Origin of the sequence: Pectobacterium parvum, assembly GCF_020971565.1 — a bacterium.
Lineage (GTDB): Bacteria > Pseudomonadota > Gammaproteobacteria > Enterobacterales > Enterobacteriaceae > Pectobacterium > Pectobacterium polare.
On record NZ_CP087392.1, the window covers coordinates 1,349,172 to 1,367,229 of the forward strand.

17 protein-coding genes are annotated in these 18,058 nt (G+C 48.7%); 12 read left to right on the plus strand and 5 right to left on the minus strand.

The annotated features are described in order from the left end of the window. Positions 1–31 precede the first annotated feature (31 nt). The 3 genes from rseA to rseC are packed head-to-tail and all read left to right on the plus strand — an operon-like array spanning position 32 to position 2,090. Positions 32–679 (plus strand): anti-sigma-E factor RseA, encoded by a 648-nt coding sequence (rseA, locus tag LOZ86_RS06045; protein WP_039486631.1) that lies wholly within the window; start codon positions 32–34, stop codon positions 677–679. Beyond that, positions 679–1,641 carry a sigma-E factor regulatory protein RseB gene (gene rseB, locus LOZ86_RS06050; RefSeq protein ID WP_039486634.1) on the plus strand — a complete coding sequence of 321 codons (963 nt, stop codon included), beginning with the start codon at positions 679–681 and terminating at the stop codon, positions 1,639–1,641. The genes rseA and rseB overlap by 1 nt, the downstream gene beginning before the upstream one ends. Continuing rightward, positions 1,638–2,090: a SoxR-reducing system protein RseC gene (rseC, locus tag LOZ86_RS06055; protein ID WP_039486637.1), complete on the plus strand. Its 453-nt coding sequence runs from the start codon at positions 1,638–1,640 to the stop codon at positions 2,088–2,090. Before rseB ends, rseC begins: the two co-directional genes overlap by 4 nt. Before the next feature lie 92 nt (positions 2,091–2,182). Here the strand turns inward: rseC and LOZ86_RS06060 are convergent, their stop codons facing one another. Further along, positions 2,183–2,395, minus strand: coding sequence for a hypothetical protein (locus tag LOZ86_RS06060; RefSeq protein WP_039486638.1), 213 nt, complete (start codon positions 2,393–2,395; stop codon positions 2,183–2,185). On the opposite strand from LOZ86_RS06060, the gene lepA reads away from it, so the two are divergent. From lepA to acpS, 7 genes are all read left to right on the plus strand, one after another. After that, positions 2,387–4,186 carry a translation elongation factor 4 gene (lepA, locus tag LOZ86_RS06065; protein WP_039486639.1) on the plus strand — a complete coding sequence of 600 codons (1,800 nt, stop codon included), beginning with the start codon at positions 2,387–2,389 and terminating at the stop codon, positions 4,184–4,186. The two genes, LOZ86_RS06060 and lepA, sit on opposite strands and share 9 nt — an antisense overlap. 16 nt (positions 4,187–4,202) lie before the next feature. Then, the gene (lepB, locus tag LOZ86_RS06070; protein ID WP_230242966.1) at positions 4,203–5,168 is read left to right on the plus strand and encodes a signal peptidase I; all 966 of its coding nucleotides are present in this window, start codon (positions 4,203–4,205) and stop codon (positions 5,166–5,168) included. A gap of 300 nt (positions 5,169–5,468) precedes the next feature. Next, complete coding sequence (gene rnc / locus LOZ86_RS06075; protein ID WP_039486643.1) at positions 5,469–6,149, plus strand: ribonuclease III; 681 nt, start codon at positions 5,469–5,471, stop codon at positions 6,147–6,149. Further along, positions 6,146–7,051: a GTPase Era gene (era, locus tag LOZ86_RS06080; protein WP_012822898.1), complete on the plus strand. Its 906-nt coding sequence runs from the start codon at positions 6,146–6,148 to the stop codon at positions 7,049–7,051. The genes rnc and era overlap by 4 nt, the downstream gene beginning before the upstream one ends. Before the next feature lie 11 nt (positions 7,052–7,062). Continuing rightward, the gene (gene recO / locus LOZ86_RS06085; RefSeq protein ID WP_039486645.1) at positions 7,063–7,800 is read left to right on the plus strand and encodes a DNA repair protein RecO; all 738 of its coding nucleotides are present in this window, start codon (positions 7,063–7,065) and stop codon (positions 7,798–7,800) included. An 80-nt stretch (positions 7,801–7,880) separates the two neighbouring features. Beyond that, a complete protein-coding gene (gene pdxJ, locus LOZ86_RS06090; RefSeq protein WP_039486647.1) occupies positions 7,881–8,612 on the plus strand; it encodes a pyridoxine 5'-phosphate synthase in 732 nt (243 codons plus the stop codon). Next, entirely contained in the window at positions 8,612–8,992 is a 381-nt protein-coding gene (gene acpS / locus LOZ86_RS06095) for a holo-ACP synthase (RefSeq protein WP_039486649.1), read from the plus strand. The genes pdxJ and acpS overlap by 1 nt, the downstream gene beginning before the upstream one ends. An 18-nt stretch (positions 8,993–9,010) precedes the next feature. On the opposite strand, the gene LOZ86_RS06100 is transcribed toward acpS, so the two are convergent. Then, positions 9,011–9,271 carry a YfhL family 4Fe-4S dicluster ferredoxin gene (locus tag LOZ86_RS06100; protein WP_072012422.1) on the minus strand — a complete coding sequence of 87 codons (261 nt, stop codon included), beginning with the start codon at positions 9,269–9,271 and terminating at the stop codon, positions 9,011–9,013. A 469-nt stretch (positions 9,272–9,740) separates the two neighbouring features. Between LOZ86_RS06100 and pdeH the strand changes: the two genes are divergently transcribed. Together pdeH and LOZ86_RS06110 are read left to right on the plus strand one after the other, a co-directional pair. After that, entirely contained in the window at positions 9,741–10,532 is a 792-nt protein-coding gene (pdeH, locus tag LOZ86_RS06105) for a cyclic-guanylate-specific phosphodiesterase (protein WP_146754376.1), read from the plus strand. 785 nt (positions 10,533–11,317) lie between these two features. After that, positions 11,318–12,832 (plus strand): sensor domain-containing protein, encoded by a 1,515-nt coding sequence (locus tag LOZ86_RS06110; protein WP_039486653.1) that lies wholly within the window; start codon positions 11,318–11,320, stop codon positions 12,830–12,832. A 41-nt stretch (positions 12,833–12,873) separates the two neighbouring features. On the opposite strand, the gene LOZ86_RS06115 is transcribed toward LOZ86_RS06110, so the two are convergent. The 3 genes from LOZ86_RS06115 to LOZ86_RS06125 form a co-directional block, all read right to left on the minus strand. Beyond that, on the minus strand, positions 12,874–14,235 hold the full coding sequence (locus LOZ86_RS06115; RefSeq protein WP_039514188.1) for an HlyD family type I secretion periplasmic adaptor subunit: 1,362 nt from the start codon (positions 14,233–14,235) through the stop codon (positions 12,874–12,876). Beyond that, positions 14,222–16,543 carry a type I secretion system permease/ATPase gene (locus LOZ86_RS06120; protein ID WP_039486655.1) on the minus strand — a complete coding sequence of 774 codons (2,322 nt, stop codon included), beginning with the start codon at positions 16,541–16,543 and terminating at the stop codon, positions 14,222–14,224. The genes LOZ86_RS06115 and LOZ86_RS06120 overlap by 14 nt, the downstream gene beginning before the upstream one ends. Positions 16,544–16,621: 78 nt before the next feature. Then, the gene (locus LOZ86_RS06125; protein ID WP_039514186.1) at positions 16,622–17,974 is read right to left on the minus strand and encodes a TolC family outer membrane protein; all 1,353 of its coding nucleotides are present in this window, start codon (positions 17,972–17,974) and stop codon (positions 16,622–16,624) included. Positions 17,975–18,058 lie beyond the last annotated feature (84 nt).

Genomic DNA, 18,058 nt, shown 5'->3' on the forward strand with positions numbered 1-18,058 from the left:
ATGATGGATTTGACAAGGTAAGGGTGTCGGTATGCAGAAAGAGAAACTTTCCGCTTTAATGGATGGCGAAGCAGTAGATTCCGAACTGTTAGGCGCACTGTCACGGGATGACGCGTTGCAGCAAAGTTGGCAAAGTTATCATCTGATTCGTGATGTGATGCGTGGTGATGTGAGTGAAAACGTGATTCACCTGGACATCGCTTCTCGTGTTGCCGCTGCAATCGAAAAAGAACCTGTTCGTCTGGTTCCACAAGCGCAGCCTGAATCTCAGCCACAACCTGTCGAGTGGACGAAGATGCCTTTCTGGCACAAAATCCGCCCGTGGGGCAGTCAACTGACGCAAGTCGGTGTGGCCGCCTGCGTCTCTTTAGCGGTGATTGTCGGCGTACAAAATTACCAGCAGGGTAATGCTTCCGAACATGTTGTGGAATCCGGCGTGTTCAGCACCTTACCCGCGATGGGCACCGCCTCTCCAGTGAGCCTCGGCGTGCCGTCAGAAAATGTTGCCCCTAACAGCGGTCAACAAAAATCCGATATGCAGCGCAATCGCCTTAACGCCATTTTGCAGGACTACGAATTACAGCGCCGGTTGCATGCCGAGCACGCTCTGCCGCAGGACGATCAGCAAGCGGCAATTCAGGTTCCCGGTACTCAATCATTAGGAACACAGCCCCGGTAATGAAGAGTGTTTGGTCCGCCGCCTGTTTTCTGATTGGCAGTCTGTTTTATTCTACTTTCGCCTCGGCTCAGAATGTTGAGCCGGGCGCGTCGCTGCAACAGATGAATAGCGCTATTCGTTCCCTGAATTACGAAATTTCCTTTATTAACATTACCCTGCAAGGGTTCGAGTCAGTACGGTATCGTCATGCTGTGGTCAACAACCGTGCTTTAGCGCAGTTGCTGTTTATGGACGGGCCGCGACGCGAGATCGTGCAACGTGGTAATGAAGTTAGCTATTTCGATCCTGGTTTTGAACCGTTCACGCTCACCAGCGATCATATCGTTGACTCTCTCCCTTCTCTGGTCTTCGCTGATTTCCAGAAGCTATCGCCCTATTATGATTTTGTTCCTGCTGATGGACGGGTTCGCATTGCCGATCGTCTGGCATCAGGTATTCGGGTTATCTCACGCGATGGCACACGTTATAGCTATACTGTGTGGATTGATGCGGACTCGAAACTTCCACTGCGCATTGATTTACAGGATCGCAATGGCGACAAACGGTTGGAGCAATTCTTAACGACATCACTGATTGTTGACGATGATGTAGTGAGCGTGATGCGTCCGCTGGAAGGAATAAAACTTCCTCCTGCGCTACCTGCGCCTGCTGCGGAAAAAGGTGATTTTACCTGGGTGCCGGAATGGCTGCCTGCCGGGATGAAAGAGCTTTCACACAACAAAAAAGTATTGCCAGGTTCGTCCATTCCGATTGAAACACGCCTGTATAGCGATGGTTTATTCAGCTTTTCGATTAACATTAGCCCGTCTTCTGATGTGAGCGAGGAACAGTCTGTGCTCACGGGGCGACGCTCTATTCACACTGTCATGAAAGGCAACCGAGAGATTACCGTCGTCGGTGATATTCCGCCTTCTACGGCTAAACGTGTGGCTGACAGCATTATTTTGAAGGCGCAACCGTGATTAAAGAGTGGGCAACGGTAGTGTCATGGCAGGATGGAATTGCGGAGCTGCGGTGTGAGCCAAGTGCGGGCTGTGGCACCTGCAAATCCCGCTCGTCGTGTGGAACCGGTTTATTAAGTCAGCTTGGGCTCTCTGCCGAAAATACGCTGTACGTTCCTTACGATCGGCCTTTGGAAATCGGACAAAAAGTTGAACTGGGTATTTCTGAAGGGCGGTTACTGTTTTCCGCCGCGCTGGTTTATGTTGTCCCGCTGTTTGGGTTGCTGTTCGGGGCAGCGATATGCCAAACGCTGTTCGGTACCGATCTGGCCGCGGTTATTGGCGCGTTGTTAGGCGGTGGCGTGGCGTTTATCGGTGTGAAGCGCTGGGCGAAGCAGCTAGGTAAAAATAAACGTTATGAACCTGTTATCCTGCAAATCGCACTGCCGGGTACTCTCTTACAAAATTGACCTGTTCACTCGATCGTAAGCGGCGCGCGGTGCGGAAACATTGCTTACTCGCTTGTTATCTTTCGACACGATATTTGCCACGTAATGACACTTTACTTCCTGCTTTCCTCTGGTTGTTCTGCTATTCCAAATAAAACCGTCATAATCAAGGGGAATGCACCGGACATGACTAGGTTTTCACGCCTCTCGCATGTAGAATGCTGCGATTCAGGTGGAATAACATCGCTGCTTTTTTCACCTATGCGCATGCCCATCGGCAAGAATTTCAGGAATATCAAGGTAGAAAAATTTTTATAATGAAGCATATACGAAATTTCTCCATTATTGCCCATATCGACCACGGTAAATCGACGTTATCTGACCGTATTATCCAGATTTGCGGCGGTTTAACCGAGCGTGAGATGGCTGCGCAGGTTCTGGATTCCATGGATCTGGAACGCGAACGCGGAATAACGATTAAAGCGCAAAGCGTCACGCTGGATTATAAAGCGCAGGACGGCCAAACCTACCAGTTAAACTTCATCGATACGCCTGGGCATGTCGACTTCTCTTATGAAGTTTCCCGTTCGCTCGCCGCCTGTGAAGGCGCGCTGCTTGTCGTTGACGCTGGGCAGGGTGTTGAAGCTCAAACGCTGGCTAACTGCTATACCGCGCTGGATATGAATCTGGAAGTGGTGCCGGTTCTGAATAAGATCGACCTGCCTGCTGCCGATCCAGATCGCGTTGCTCAGGAAATTGAAGATATTGTCGGCATTGATGCTACCGATGCCGTGCGCTGCTCCGCGAAAACTGGGGTGGGCGTGACGGATATTCTGGATCGTCTGGTACGTGATATTCCGCCGCCGGAAGGCAGCCCTGACGCGCCGCTGCAGGCGCTGATTATCGATTCCTGGTTTGATAACTATTTAGGCGTTGTGTCGCTGGTGCGTATCAAAAACGGCATGATGCGCAAAGGCGATAAAATTAAGGTGATGAGTACGGGTCAGGTTTATAACGCTGACCGTCTCGGTATTTTTACGCCGAAGCAGATCGACCGTGATGTATTGAACTGCGGCGAAGTAGGTTGGTTGGTGTGCGCCATCAAAGATATTTTGGGTGCGCCAGTAGGGGATACCCTGACGTTGGCGCGTCAGCCAGCTGAAAAAGCGTTGCCGGGCTTCAAGAAAGTCAAACCGCAGGTCTACGCTGGCCTGTTCCCGATTAGCTCCGACGACTATGAAGCATTCCGTGATGCGTTAGGCAAGCTGAGCCTCAATGATGCCTCGCTGTTCTATGAACCAGAAAGCTCTACTGCGCTGGGCTTTGGTTTCCGTTGTGGCTTCCTGGGTCTGCTGCACATGGAAATCATTCAGGAGCGTCTGGAGCGTGAATACGATCTGGAACTGATCACCACGGCACCGACGGTAGTGTATGAAGTAGAAACGACGGCGAAAGAAACCATTTATGTCGATAGCCCGTCTAAACTGCCGCCGCTGAATAACATTCAGGAACTGCGCGAACCGATTGCCGAGTGCCACATGCTCATGCCTCAGGAATATTTGGGCAACGTGATTACGCTTTGTATTGAGAAGCGCGGCGTGCAGACGAACATGGTGTACCACGGTAATCAGGTTGCGTTGACGTATGAGATTCCGATGGCCGAAGTGGTACTCGATTTCTTTGACCGCCTGAAATCAACCTCTCGTGGTTATGCATCGCTGGATTACGGCTTCAAACGTTTCCAGACATCAGACATGGTGCGCGTTGATGTATTAATCAACAACGAGCGTGTCGATGCATTGGCTCTGATTACTCACCGCGATAATTCACAATATCGTGGCCGTGAATTTGTCGAAAAGATGAAAGAACTGATTCCGCGCCAGCAGTTTGATATCGCGATTCAGGCCGCAATTGGTAACCACATTATTGCGCGCTCTACGGTTAAGCAATTGCGTAAAAACGTACTGGCCAAGTGTTATGGTGGCGACGTCAGCCGTAAGAAGAAACTGTTGCAGAAACAGAAAGACGGTAAGAAACGTATGAAGCAGGTCGGTAACGTCGAACTGCCGCAAGAGGCGTTTCTGGCAATTCTGCACGTCGGCAAAGACAATAAATAAATTCTGAGGAGTTGGCATGGCCAATATGTTTGCCGTAATTCTGGCATTGGTGACGCTGGTCACCGGGATTGTCTGGTGTTTAGAACGTTTCGTCTGGGCGCCTGCTCGCCGGAAGAAATTTGCTGCCATGAGCGGCGCCGATCTGGCTGATGGTGCAGTTTCATCGAAAGCCATTGAACAACCAGGCTGGATTGAAACAATCGCATCCGTCTTCCCGGTCGTGGCTTTGGTATTGGTTGTGCGCTCCTTCATTTATGAGCCGTTTCAAATTCCATCCGGTTCGATGATGCCGACGCTGTTGATCGGTGATTTTATTCTGGTGGAGAAATTTGCCTACGGCATTAAAGAACCCTTCACGCAAAAAACGCTGATCGAAACCGGCCACCCGAAGCGTGGCGACGTGGTGGTATTTAAATACCCGTCCGATCCTAAAGTGGACTTCATCAAGCGTGTGGTTGGTGTACCGGGCGATCGCGTGAGCTATAACCCGATAACCAAACAGGTGACGATTCGTCCATCTTGTCAGGGACAGCAGGCGTGTGATACCGCACTGGCAGTCACATACAGTAATGTTCAGCCTAGCGATTTTGTTCAGACCTTCAATCAGCCTGGACTGGAGTCGCGCAGCGGTTTTTATGAGGTGCCTGCCAATGACAATAGCGTGGACGGGACCCGTATGGGCGCGCGCAAAGAGTCATTAGGTAATGTGACGCACAATATTCTGTTAGTGCCGGGTCAGCAGGATCAGCTCGGTGGTTATTATCAGCAATCGCAGCAGCAGCTTGCGACATGGGTTGTCCCTGCTGGGCACTACTTCATGATGGGTGATAACCGTGACAACAGTCTGGATAGTCGCTATTGGGGCTTTGTACCGGAGAGAAATCTGGTCGGTAAAGCCACTGCTATCTGGATGAGCTTTGAGAAGCAGGAAGGTGAATGGCCTACCGGCGTACGTTTGAGTCGCATCGGCGGTATCCATTAACCAAAGTAAGCATTAATCAAAGTAAGCAAAATAAGATACAGGCAGCATTCTGATGCTGTCCGTTGTAGAATATTTTCAGTAACGCTCTTTTTGAAAGAACATGCCCTAAATAGTACGAGTTGCAGGACAACACGTTAGCGTTTGAACCACGCTAACGCACAGGCAACGCGAAGTATGACGGGCAGAAAGGCAGGCTCCCTTACGGGAGCCAATGCAAACGAAACAGTTTTGACCGAATTAGTAAGCAGGGCTGTTCCGTATGCTGCTGTTTTTGACGCATCGTTGATCTATTGGTAACACATGAATCCCATTCTGATAAATCGTTTACAAAGAAAGCTGGGCTATACTTTTCAGCAGTACGAGCTTTTGTTACAGGCGTTGACGCACCGTAGCGCCAGCAGCAAACATAATGAAAGACTCGAATTCCTGGGTGACTCCATCCTGAGTTTTGTGATCGCTAATGCGCTGTATCATCGTTTCCCCAAGGTTGATGAAGGGGACATGAGTCGGATGCGAGCGACGCTGGTGCGAGGAAACACGCTGGCGGAAATCGCGCGTGAATTCGAACTGGGAGAGTGCTTACGCCTCGGTCCCGGTGAATTAAAGAGCGGTGGTTTCCGTCGTGAATCGATCCTGGCGGATACGGTCGAAGCGCTGATTGGCGGCATTTTCCTCGACAGCGACATTCAGACTATCGAACGTTTGATCCTAAACTGGTATCAGACGCGTCTGGATGAAATCAGTCCTGGCGATAAGCAAAAAGATCCGAAAACGCGGTTGCAGGAATTTCTGCAAGGGCGTCACTTACCTCTGCCGGCCTATCTGGTGGTGCAGGTTCGTGGGGAAGCACACGATCAGGAGTTTACTATCCACTGTCAGGTGAGCGGCTTTAGTGAGTCGGTCATTGGTACAGGATCGAGCCGTCGTAAAGCCGAACAGGCTGCGGCTGAACAAGCGTTGAAAAAACTGGAGCTTGAATGAGCGAAGTACAGACACACTGCGGTTTTGTCGCGATTGTTGGTCGACCAAACGTCGGTAAATCGACGTTACTGAATCAATTACTGGGGCAGAAGATTTCTATTACGTCACGTAAGCCCCAGACGACACGTCACCGCATCATGGGTATTCACACTGAAGGGCCTTATCAGGCTATTTATGTGGATACGCCGGGATTGCACATTGAAGAAAAACGGGCGATTAACCGCCTGATGAACCGTGCTGCCAGCAGTTCAATTGGTGATGTTGAGCTGATCATTTTCGTTGTTGAAGGGACACACTGGAACGACGACGACGATATGGTATTGAATAAGCTGCGCGATCAGAAACTCCCTGTGCTATTGGCGATCAATAAAGTCGATAACGTCACGGATAAAACTAAGCTGCTGCCGCATATCCAGTTCCTCAGCCAACAGATGGACTTCCTTGATGTTGTTCCAATCTCGGCTGAGAAGGGCACGAATGTCGATACGATTGCCAGCATTGTGCGTAAACACTTACCGCAGGCAACGCACCATTTCCCAGAAGATTACATCACCGATCGCTCACAGCGTTTTATGGCATCGGAAATTATCCGTGAAAAGCTGATGCGCTTCCTGGGTGAAGAATTGCCGTATTCCGTGACGGTTGAAATCGAGCGTTTCGTGACGAACGAGCGTGGCGGTTATGACATCAACGGCCTGATTCTGGTTGAGCGTGAAGGTCAGAAGAAGATGGTCATTGGCAACAAAGGTGCCAAAATTAAAACCATTGGTATCGAGTCTCGTCAGGATATGGAAGAGATGTTCGAAGCCAAGGTGCACCTTGAGCTGTGGGTTAAAGTGAAATCCGGTTGGGCAGATGACGAACGTGCCCTGCGCAGCTTGGGTTATAGCGAAGACCTGTAAGGTTCACGCCGATGGAAGGCTGGCAGCGCGCATTTGTCTTACATGGGCGACCTTATAGTGAAACCAGTTTATTGCTGGATCTGTTTAGTGAAAGCGATGGTCGAGTTCGCGTGCTTGCCAAAGGCGCGCGAGCCCGACGCTCTAGCCTGAAAGGCTGTTTACAGCCTTTCACTCCGCTGCTGGTACGCTGGAGTGGCCGGGGAGAAGTGAAAACATTACGCAGCGCTGAGCCTGTCTCGCTCGCGCTACCACTGACTGGCTCAATGCTTTATAGCGGTTTATACGTTAACGAACTGCTGTCTCGCGTGTTGGAACATGAAACCAATTACTCCGCTCTTTTCTTCGATTATCTCCATTGTTTACAATATCTTGCTGCACAAGATGCCTATCCCGAGCCAGCATTAAGACGCTTCGAATTAGCGTTGTTAAGCTATCTGGGATACGGCGTTGATTTCCTGCATTGTGCTGGTAGCGGTGAACCCGTGGCCGATACCATGACTTATCAGTATCGAGAGGAAAGGGGATTTATTGCCAGTCTGGTTGTTGATAATAAAAGCTTTACCGGGCATGAGTTACGCTCGCTGGCGTCGCGTGAATTTCCAGATGTCGGCACATTGAAGGCGGCAAAGCGTTTCACCCGTATCGCGTTAAAGCCTTATCTGGGGGGAAAACCGCTGAAAAGTCGTGAACTATTCCGCCAGTTCGTTCCTGCTGCTAATTTGTCCAAATCCGCATCTTCTGATAAATAATCCCGCCTCCTCAGTACCCTGACGCTGTGACATCGGTGTAAACTGCCACGTATCGTGCATGACTTTACCGAGGATTTATCATGGCTGAACTGCTGCTTGGCGTTAACATCGATCACATTGCAACGCTGCGTAATGCGCGTGGAACGGCGTATCCCGATCCCGTTCAGGCGGCTTTTGTCGCTGAGCAGGCGGGGGCTGATGGCATCACCGTACATTTGCGTGAAGATCGTCGCCATATCACGGATCGTGATGTGCGGATCCTGAGAGAGACGCTCCAAACCCGTATGAATCTGGAAATGGCTGTCACGGAAGAGATGCTGGACATCGCCTGTGAGGTGAAGCCGCATTTTTGCTGTTTGGTACCGGAAAAACGCCAGGAAGTGACAACCGAAGGCGGGCTGGATGTCGCGGGGCAGCAGGAAAAGATCGATAACGCAGTAGCCAGACTTAGTCAGGCTAATATCTTGGTTTCACTCTTCATTGATGCGGATAAGCGGCAAATCGATGCCGCCGTGGCCAGCGGTGCACCCTATATCGAGATCCATACCGGGGCGTATGCCGATGCGCCAGATGACGAAGCACGCCAACATGAGTTCGAGCGCATTCGTGATGCGGCGACTTATGCGGCGGCGAAGGGGATTAAAGTTAATGCCGGCCATGGTCTGACATACCACAACGTTCTGCCGATTGCTGCCTTGCCAGAAATGCATGAATTGAATATTGGGCATGCGATTATCGGGCGTGCAGTGATGTCCGGTCTGAAGGATGCTGTTGCCGAAATGAAGAGTCTGATGCGAGAAGCACGCCGCTGATGGCAATTCTTGGGCTCGGAACGGATATTGTCGAAATCGCCCGTATTGACGCGGTGATTGAGCGTTCAGGCGAGCGATTGGCTCGCCGCATTCTGACGGATGCTGAGTGGGCGCATTATCAGCAGCATCAGCAGCCTGTTCGTTTCCTCGCCAAGCGCTTTGCCGTGAAAGAAGCGGCCGCAAAAGCCTTTGGTACCGGAATCCGTAACGGGCTCGCGTTCAACCAGTTTGAGGTTTTTAATGACGAACTGGGTAAACCTTGCCTGCGGTTTTTTGCTAAAGCGGCAGAGCTGGCTGAACAGATGGGCGTCAGACACGCCCATGTGACGCTGGCTGACGAAAGACGCTATGCCTGTGCGACAGTGATTATCGAAAGCTGATCGTTCGTAAAAGGATGCTTAAATCCTGTCGGCATGGTGCATGAGCACGTATTTTTCCCACAGCTGCTCATTGCCTTCAACATGGTTTGGATCTTTGACGATCGTATTGTCGATCGGACAGACTTTCTGACACGTCGGGGTGTCGTAGTGGCCAACGCACTCGGTACAGAGGGTGGTGTCAATTTCATAAATGTCCGTGCCCATGGAAATAGCCTGATTAGGACACTCGGGCTCACACATGTCACAGTTGATGCATTTATGGGTGATGAGTAACGCCATGATGTTCTTCTACCTTACAAACAGGGCGCAGATTATACCCGCTGATGCTCGTTTAAACACGCGTAACTGTCATTGATGGAGAATATACTGGTAAATCGGTTTCTCCTATCTTCGATGTACCTCTCTTCCGAGGCTGTTTACTGCGGGTTTCGCGTGTTTTCGGAGGCCTTCAGCATGCAACCTATTGGCAGCATAAATAGTGAGGTTACAGGGTAAAATTACCATCTGTTCGTTAAATTGGTTTTATACCTATCCTTTAAACTCTATGAATCAGCCAGTGCGACTGTGTTTCTTGGGTTTTAATTTATTGATTTACAATTTAAATAAATTTAGTTGTGATATTGAACCACTTATTTTTGTAATATCATGGACATTGATTTAATCGGTATTGCGATGACGTTTGCATCTGGAGAGTCGATGACGGTGCATGTCTGTATGATATAATTTTATAACTAATAGTGTCAGTTTAATGGCGGAACTCATAGTGCAGCAGGAAGGTCATTTTAATCAGGTTGGGGCAGGACTTTTCCAACAGGGAGACGCAGAGCCATTAGGCGCTGATTACTGGCACCAATGCCAACGGCGGTATACTTTTCAGCCCATTTACCGAACATCAGGTAAATTGATGGCTATTGAGTTACTGACTTCCGTTTTTTCTCCTACCCTGCCGCAAAAGTTCATCTCTCCTGAAAAATATTTCGCGAATATTGATGTTGAAACCCGCCTTCTAATTATTGTAGAACAACTGCAACTTTTATCTCAGTGGAGTTTTCGATTTACTCGTGACGATCTTTTTGCCTCCGTCAACATTGATGGAATGACGTTACTTGCGTTACAAAATAATCTGGAAGCTAAACGCCTGATTGCCGCAATGCCCTGGATTCGTTTTGAAATGGTCGAAAATCAGGGAGGGCTGCCAAAAGAAATTTTAACTAAGCTCCCTGAAGCACAAACACTGTGGCTGGATGATTTCGGCTGCGGCATGGCGAATTTTTCATCACTCATGCTGGCTCAGTATGATTGTATCAAAGTGGCGCGTGAGCTCTTCATTCTCCTGCAACAAAGTGGTGAAGGAAGAACCGTTTTCCCTGCGCTGATCGCTTTACTATCGCGTTTTTGCAATTATGTGGTCATTGAAGGAATCGAAACACAGGAAGAGTGGGCCATTGTTCAGGCATCACATGCTTATGCTGCTCAAGGATACTACCTCTCGCGCCCTCAGCCGTTTGAGAATTTTGAGACATTAAAGTTTGAACTTTAGGTGATAACTTGTTGTTTAGGCTATCATGTTGCACAGTAGAGTACGGTTGTATGCCCATCCATGCTGTTCCTTCATATTAATTCATTATATTTCCTAACATCTCATTTCTGTACAAAATTTAACCTTACTAACAGACTTCCTTTCTCTGCTAATTCTCGAGGTATAATGCTGTATTTTGTTTTATTTTTGTTGTTTAATTTTTTTTTATTTGTTATGAGAGTGTTTTGTTTCAACAAAACAACAGGGAGAAGGACAACGGATTTTGCATCAAATTATGGCATATATAATCAGACGCTTACGTTAATGATTTTATTTTTTTCTTTTAATTATTTGATTTTTAATGGTAAAAAAATATAATGTTTACTGTTAACGATCAAAAATCACTTTGTGATAGATTTTATTGATTAAAACAATGATACTTATTGGTATAATTGATTTGCTTACAAAAATTTGATGTTCAGAATATATCGCCATGTACCCTTAGGAATATTCTTTTATTCCATTAGAGAAGCTTATAACCCGAACAATTACTACTATTAAATTAAGATACTCTTTTGAATTTGTTGTTTTTATCTGCGCACAGCCATATGCGAGGGCTTTATGCTTACGTTGTTATGTTTCTAAACACTCCTGCTTCATGGAGCGTTTTTTCTTTCATCCTTTCTGCTCTCCGGAAGTGCACCCATCCTGAAAATTTACGGGGTAGGGGCTTGTTACTGGGATTTTTCGCATCAGCGTTGTGATTTGTACGATCAGGACCACTCGGGCCTGAGGAGAGTGTTATTGTGTATGAAATTATAATAACCCTACTGTTGTTATTGTTATTGTTTTCTTCTGTGAAAAATAGAAAAATTAAACAAAAGTTTAAAACTGAGCAGAAAAAACAAGACTTCCTCAACATGACTTTTTTTGCGATGGAATATAGCCCTGCCTCAATTATGATCGCAGATGAAAATTGTGAAATTATTTACGTCAATCGCCAGTTTATTACCATGTCTGGTTATATGCCGGATGAAGTTATTGGCAAAAAAACGAATATATTAAACTCCGGCATGACCAACGCCAGCGTCTATGAAGATCTGTGGGCTACCATAAATAAAGGTAATGTTTGGAGCGGTGAGTTCGTTAACCGGCGTAAAGATGGGCAATTGTATTGGGAAAAGGCCAATATCGTTAAAATATATAATAAGGCGAGTAACACGACTCAGTATGTCGGCATTAAACTAGATATTACAGAGCGGAAATCGCAGGAACATCATGATAATTCATACAATCGTGCGTTGGAGCTGTTATCAAGCGGCGCGCCTCTGAAGGATATCCTGGATGCGATAATTTTCAGCGTTGAGGAAAAAAACCCAGGTCGTATTGTTTGTTCTGTACTGCTCGTTGATAAAGAAAAGAAATGTTTGACGCTTGGATCGGCGCCGAGCTTGCCAGGTTTTTATAAAAATGCCATTCATAACGTGAAAATTGCCGATGGTGTGGCTTCTTTTGGTACAGCAGCCCATACCGGAAAACGCGTAATCGCTGATGATATTTCCGTGCATCCGCATTGGTCTTTATATAAAGGGCTCGCATTATATGCTGGGCTGCGCTCCTGCTGGTCTGAACCTATCATTGGTCAGAACAAAGAAATATTAGGTGTTTTAAGCGTTTACCACCGTAAAGTGTATGTCCCGACTGAAGAGGAAATTTTCTCTATCGAGAAATCTGCACAGCTGATTGCGATCGCCATAGAGCGATATCATGCCATTGATATGCTGCGGCGCAGCGAGGAACACTATCGGCAGCTGGCGCACTATGACTCATTAACGTCACTAGCTAATGGCCTGACGTTTGCTGAGCAGATGGAGCAGGCGATTCTATTATCGAAACAAACGGGTAGAAAGATCGCGCTGATGTTCCTGGATCTCGATAAATTTAAACAAATAAACGACTCGTTTGGGCATGCTGTTGGCGATTTGCTATTAAAAGAAGCGGCTGCACGTATGCGTGGTGCGGTTCGAGATTCAGATACGGTATATCGCCGTAGCGGTGATGAGTTTATTATTCTGCTTCAGGGTATTAAGGAAATTGATAATACACTCTATGTTGCAGATAAAATCCACAACGCACTGAACAAACCATTTGAGATCAATGGGAAAAAACTGGATATATCGTGCAGTATCGGTATTGCGCTGTATCCAGAACATGGCTCCGATTCTCTGACGCTGGCAATTAATGCCGATTCCGCCATGTACCAAGCTAAAGCCATGGGGCGTAGTCAGACTCAGATTTATCACAGCATGAACGAGCATTGATAAATGAAATAAAAAAGGCGCTCTGTCGAGCGCCTTTTTTATTATCTTTCTCGTAGTGCTTCTGCTTTTGCCCGGATAATCGGCTTTAACAAATAGCTGAGGATAGTTTTCTTACCCGTGATTATATCAACAGAGGCCACCATGCCTGGAATGATAAGAAGTGGTTTATCGGCTGAACCTAAATAATTCTTATCAGTCCGTAAGCGAATAATATAAAAGCTGTTCCCTTCTTTATCAGTGACGGTGTCCGGGCTGATTTGTTCCAACTGACCTTTTAGGCCACCATAGATGGTGTAGTCGTAGGCCGTCAATTTTATGATGGCATCCTGACCTGGGTGTAAAAACGCAATATCCTGAGGGCGAATTTTAGCTTCGACCAACAGCTTGTCATCCAGTGGAACAATTTCTACCAGATCGCTACCCGGTTGAATCACTCCCCCGATGGTATTCACCAGAACCTGCTGCACGATACCGCGAACAGGGGAGACGACCTGCGTTCGGTTTACCCGATCTTCGAGCGCTTTACCCGTGGCTGCAATTTTGTTTAGGCTGGTTTGTGCTTCACTAAGTTGAGATAACGCCTCGCTTTTGTAGCGACTACGCGTTTCCTCTATTTTATTTTCGCCCTCTTTAATCGCAGACTCCGCCCGCGGAATGGACAGTTTGATGGAATCAAGCTGGCCACGGGTTTCGACTTCAGCACGGCGCAAGCGTAAAACTTCCACTTTAGAAATTGCGCCTTCCGCGATCAGCGGCTCTGACATTTTAATTTCTTGCTGGAGCAGACCAAGGCTGTTGCGGAACTGAATCTCCTTGGCTGAGAAATCCCGCAGTTCCTGCTGGCGCTGGATCAACTGCTCTTCCAGACCGGATATCTCATTATGCAGTTGCTGGCGGCGGCTGTTATAAAGCTCTTTTTCTCCTGCTGCGATTTTAGGTGCTTGCGTCGTGATTTCTTCGGAAAGCACGAGCTCTTGACCGCTGACTTCGGCGTTCAGGCGTTCAATTCGCGACAGCAGCGCAAGCCGATCGGCTTCGGTTTCACCGACGTTGGAGGCAAAGCGAGTATCATCAAGGCGCAGCAAAGGATCGCCTGCATTGACGACTTGTCCCTCACGAATAAACACTTCCGTGATAATGCCGCCTTCCAGGTTTTGGATTTTTTGCAGCCGGGAAGAGGGGATGGCTTTACCATCGCCGCGAGTGACTTCATCGATATTCGCGAGCCCGGTCCACAGGATGAAAAACAGGAAAAAAGCACCGATAGCCCACAGCGTGAAGCGAATAGAACGTGGCGAATCCTCGGCCATTGCCCGGCTCACTTCTGGCATCGTTTGCAGGCTCTCTTCATCTCCGCCGACAAAATACCGTTTAATTCGTTTGATATATTTACCGAGACGCATTGATCTGCCCCTTCTTCAACGCATCCATCACGATTGCTTTCGGCCCATCAGCAATAATTTTACCTCTGTCGACAATCACTAAACGATCGACCAGCGCCAGCATGGAAACCCGATGGGTGACCAGCAAGAGCGTTTTCTCTGCAATCACAGGGGCCAGAGCTTGCTTTAGTCGGTCTTCGCTGGTGTTATCCATCGAACTGGTGGGTTCATCCAACACCAGAATCGGCGGATCGAGCAGCAGCGCTCTGGCTATCGCGACAGCCTGACGCTGCCCGCCGGAGAGTTGTTGACCACGTTCACCAACTTGAAGGTTATAGCCATCGGGATGCAGACGAGCAAACTCGTTCACCCCTGAAATTTCTGCGGCTCGCAACATGGCTTCGTCTTCAACATAGCGTGCGCCGCTAATCAGGTTATTGCGCAGCGAGCCACTAAATAGCTGAATATCCTGAGGGACATAGCCGATATTGTGGCGTAAATCGCTGACATCCAGCTGACGGGCATCGACGCCGTCGATCAGAATATTACCGGTATTAGGCTGATAGAGGTTTACGATCAGTTTTTGCAGCGAGCTTTTTCCCGAGCCGCTACGGCCAATGACGCCCACTTTTTCACCGGGCGAGATGGTCAGGCTGATGCCTTGCAGCGAACTGGTTTTTTGTTCTGGGTAATTAAACGTCACATCGCGAAATTCGATACCGCCCCGGATGCTCTCGCGCTTCAGCGGGCGTTCGTTATCGCTACGCTCCTGCGGTAACTGCATCATCTGTTCGGTGGTTTGCATCGTCAAACGCGCTTGCTGGTAACGGCTGACCAGCCCAGACAGCTGGCCCAACGGCATGAGCGCTCTGCCGTTCAGCATGTAACAGGCAATCAGCCCACCCATACTGAGTTTGCCGTTAATCAGCATATAGACGCCGACGACAATCATGGCAACGCCGGCAAATTGCTGGAACCACTGCGTCAGGTTTACCGCCAGTGAAGACAGTGCCTTGGCTCGCATTTCCAGCTTGCTCAGGCTGCCAATGGTCTGTTCCCACTGGTGCTGCCGTTCACTTTCCGCATTATTGACCTTAATCGCATCCAGACAGCTCAAGGTTTCGATCAGCGTAGCCTGCCGTTCACTGGCAAGGTGCATCGTTTTTTCAATGGTGGCGGACAGCGGTTTTTGCATCGCCCAGCTCGCCAGCAGGGCGATAGGGTAGGCCAGTATGGAAACCCAGACCAGCGGGCCGCCGATGATGCCGATAACCAGCAGCAGAAGCAGCGTAAAAGGAAAATCGATCAATGTCGTCAGCGTTAGTGAAGAAAGGAAATCTCTGAGCGACTGAAATTCATGAATATTCTGTGCAAAGCTACCAACCCGCGGTGGTCGGGCCTTCATCGACATGCCGGTAATGCGTTCAAATAACGTGGCAGAAATAATCAGGTCGGTTTTTTTGCCCGCCATATCGAGGCAAATGCCGCGCAGCGTTTTGAGTATCAAATCGAAAACAAAAGCGCCAGTCACGCCGATAGCCAGCACCCAGAGTGTCGCCGTTGCCTGATTGGGCACAACGCGGTCATAGACATTCATCACGAACAGCGGCGTGGCAAGCGCGATAATGTTCACCAGCAAACTGGCGAGGATGGCATCGAGATAGAGCGAACGCGAAAGCTTCAGCGTATCTTTGAACCAGGATTTTGTTCGGGGGATCAGCGACGGATTTTGCAGATCGAACTGATGACGAGGTTGGGCAAACATCACCAGACCGAGGTAATTCTGTTGCAGCGTATTGTGCTCAACGGAAATTTCCCCGCCTTCTGTTTCACTGGGCATCAGACGCGCGCTGCCATCAGCGTTCCAGCCTAGCAGAATCGCCGCACGTCCTTCCCGTAACAGCAACATCGCGGGGAGCGACATCTCGGAAATTTTATTCAGAGAACGTTTGAGGATGCGCCCTTGCAAACCCGCGCGTGCAGCGGCTCTTGGGAGCAATTTTACCGATAATCGCTGGTTGGCTAAGGGGAGCCCCGCGGTGAGTGTGGTACGACTGACGGATTTCCCCTGCAAGGTGCAGAGGATCAGCAAGCTATCCAATAAGGGATCGTCATGACGGCTGCGAGGGTCACTATTTTCATTAACGATAGGCTCATGAACGATCGACGGCTCATGGGCAATAGTCGATTCATGAACACTAGTCGATTCATGAACAACAGTCGATTCATGAACAACAGTCGACTCGTGAACAACAGGCTCTTGGACGATAGACTCCTGGTTAACTGATTTATCAGAACCCTTTGTCTCTTGTACTGAATGCAACTTCATTTAACTAAACGTTCCCTTACGCAACGTAATTCCCCGCATATAAAGCATAATTTATCGCCGTCTGACCAATGAAATATATTAATTAAGGCTCGGCAACTCTGCTTGGGTGGTGACGTTGGTCAAGCTGGTACCGGCATCAGGCGCTGGGATAGCCAAACGGTTTAATAGCTCTCCCATACGGGATGCGATCCGGTATTCGGTATAGAGGGCGGTGAAGCGAACCTCGACTAGGCGGCGCTGTGCGGTGAACAGCTCGTTCTCGCTATCCAGCAGGTCCAGCAACGTCCTTTCTCCCAGACCAAATTGCTTCTGATAGGCGGTACGCACTTTCATACTACGGTCGGCATATTCAGCGGCAATCGGCAACTGCTGACGCGAGTTATTTAACGCTGACCAGGCTAACTTGAGTTCTTCGCTCAGCAGGCGCAGTGCATTATTTCGGACATCCTGTGCTTCTTTTACCTGATAGGCTTTTGATTCCATGTTGGCTTTGCTACTACCGCCTTCATACAGGTTGTAGCGCATCCGCAGCATCGCCTGCCACTCATTATTTTGACCGCGCGTCCCGTCAACGTTGTTATCCATCGTGCGAGAGAGCTCAACATTGAGGCGTGGGTAAAACGTTGATTTTGACGTCTCATATTGCTGCTGAGTGGCTTCAATATCTGACTCAGCGGATTTCAGCGCTGGGCTGTTAGCCAGCATGATGCGCAGCGCGTCTTCCAGCGAGGCGGGGAGTTTGATCGCAGACGCATTGGGCATCACCAAATTCTCTGGTACTTTACCCACAATGCTCATGTAGTTGATTTTGGCATCGTCCAGATTGGTTTTTTCTGTCAGCACGTTGTTACGGGCCTGTGCAAGACGTGCTTCGGCCTGATCCAGGTCGGCCAATCGCCCAACGCCTTGTTCGCTGCGAAGCCTGATTTGATCGTAAATGCGCTCATGGCTTGCAAGGTTGGCTTCCGCCAGACGGACAAATTCCTGACGTTGCAGCACACTGAGATAGACCTGAACGGTATCTAACGCCGTCGCCTCACTGGTATTTAATACCTTATAGGCGCGTGAATTGACCGTAGCGCGTTGTCTGCCCACTTCGCTGGAGGTGGCGAAACCATCAAACACCGTCTGGCTTAGATTGATACTCGATTCCTGGCGGCTGAGCTCAACGCGCTTATTGGTGCTGGCGCGTGTTGAAGGGCTATCGGTCTCTTCGCGTCCAACGCCTGCACTTAGCGTGATGGAGGGGAGATATCCGCCTTTTGCCGCACGTAAATCATGTTCGGCAGAAAAACGACTATTAATAGAGGCGCTTACTTCAGGATGCGTATAAAGCGTGCTTTTTATTGCTTCCTGAATCGTCTCGGCATACGTCGTTGTGGAAAAAATGGTAATAAAAGGTAATAAAGCAAAATGGTATCTACGCATCATCAGCAGTTTTCCTTCACAAAAACTTTATTTGTGATTATTCCTATTAAAGTGCTTGAGTGTTATATAAACGCTTAACGAATTGAC

Coding starts and splice junctions, on each gene's coding strand:
- rseA (WP_039486631.1), top strand. CDS start 32: ATGCAGAAAGAGAAACTTTCCGCTTTAATGGATGGCGAAGCAGTAGAT.
- rseB (WP_039486634.1), top strand. CDS start 679: ATGAAGAGTGTTTGGTCCGCCGCCTGTTTTCTGATTGGCAGTCTGTTT.
- lepA (WP_039486639.1), top strand. CDS start 2,387: ATGAAGCATATACGAAATTTCTCCATTATTGCCCATATCGACCACGGT.
- LOZ86_RS06060 (WP_039486638.1), bottom strand. CDS start 2,395: ATGCTTCATTATAAAAATTTTTCTACCTTGATATTCCTGAAATTCTTG.
- lepB (WP_230242966.1), top strand. CDS start 4,203: ATGGCCAATATGTTTGCCGTAATTCTGGCATTGGTGACGCTGGTCACC.
- rnc (WP_039486643.1), top strand. CDS start 5,469: ATGAATCCCATTCTGATAAATCGTTTACAAAGAAAGCTGGGCTATACT.
- era (WP_012822898.1), top strand. CDS start 6,146: ATGAGCGAAGTACAGACACACTGCGGTTTTGTCGCGATTGTTGGTCGA.
- recO (WP_039486645.1), top strand. CDS start 7,063: ATGGAAGGCTGGCAGCGCGCATTTGTCTTACATGGGCGACCTTATAGT.
- pdxJ (WP_039486647.1), top strand. CDS start 7,881: ATGGCTGAACTGCTGCTTGGCGTTAACATCGATCACATTGCAACGCTG.
- acpS (WP_039486649.1), top strand. CDS start 8,612: ATGGCAATTCTTGGGCTCGGAACGGATATTGTCGAAATCGCCCGTATT.
- LOZ86_RS06100 (WP_072012422.1), bottom strand. CDS start 9,271: ATGGCGTTACTCATCACCCATAAATGCATCAACTGTGACATGTGTGAG.
- pdeH (WP_146754376.1), top strand. CDS start 9,741: ATGGCGGAACTCATAGTGCAGCAGGAAGGTCATTTTAATCAGGTTGGG.
- LOZ86_RS06115 (WP_039514188.1), bottom strand. CDS start 14,235: ATGCGTCTCGGTAAATATATCAAACGAATTAAACGGTATTTTGTCGGC.
- LOZ86_RS06120 (WP_039486655.1), bottom strand. CDS start 16,543: ATGAAGTTGCATTCAGTACAAGAGACAAAGGGTTCTGATAAATCAGTT.
- LOZ86_RS06125 (WP_039514186.1), bottom strand. CDS start 17,974: ATGATGCGTAGATACCATTTTGCTTTATTACCTTTTATTACCATTTTT.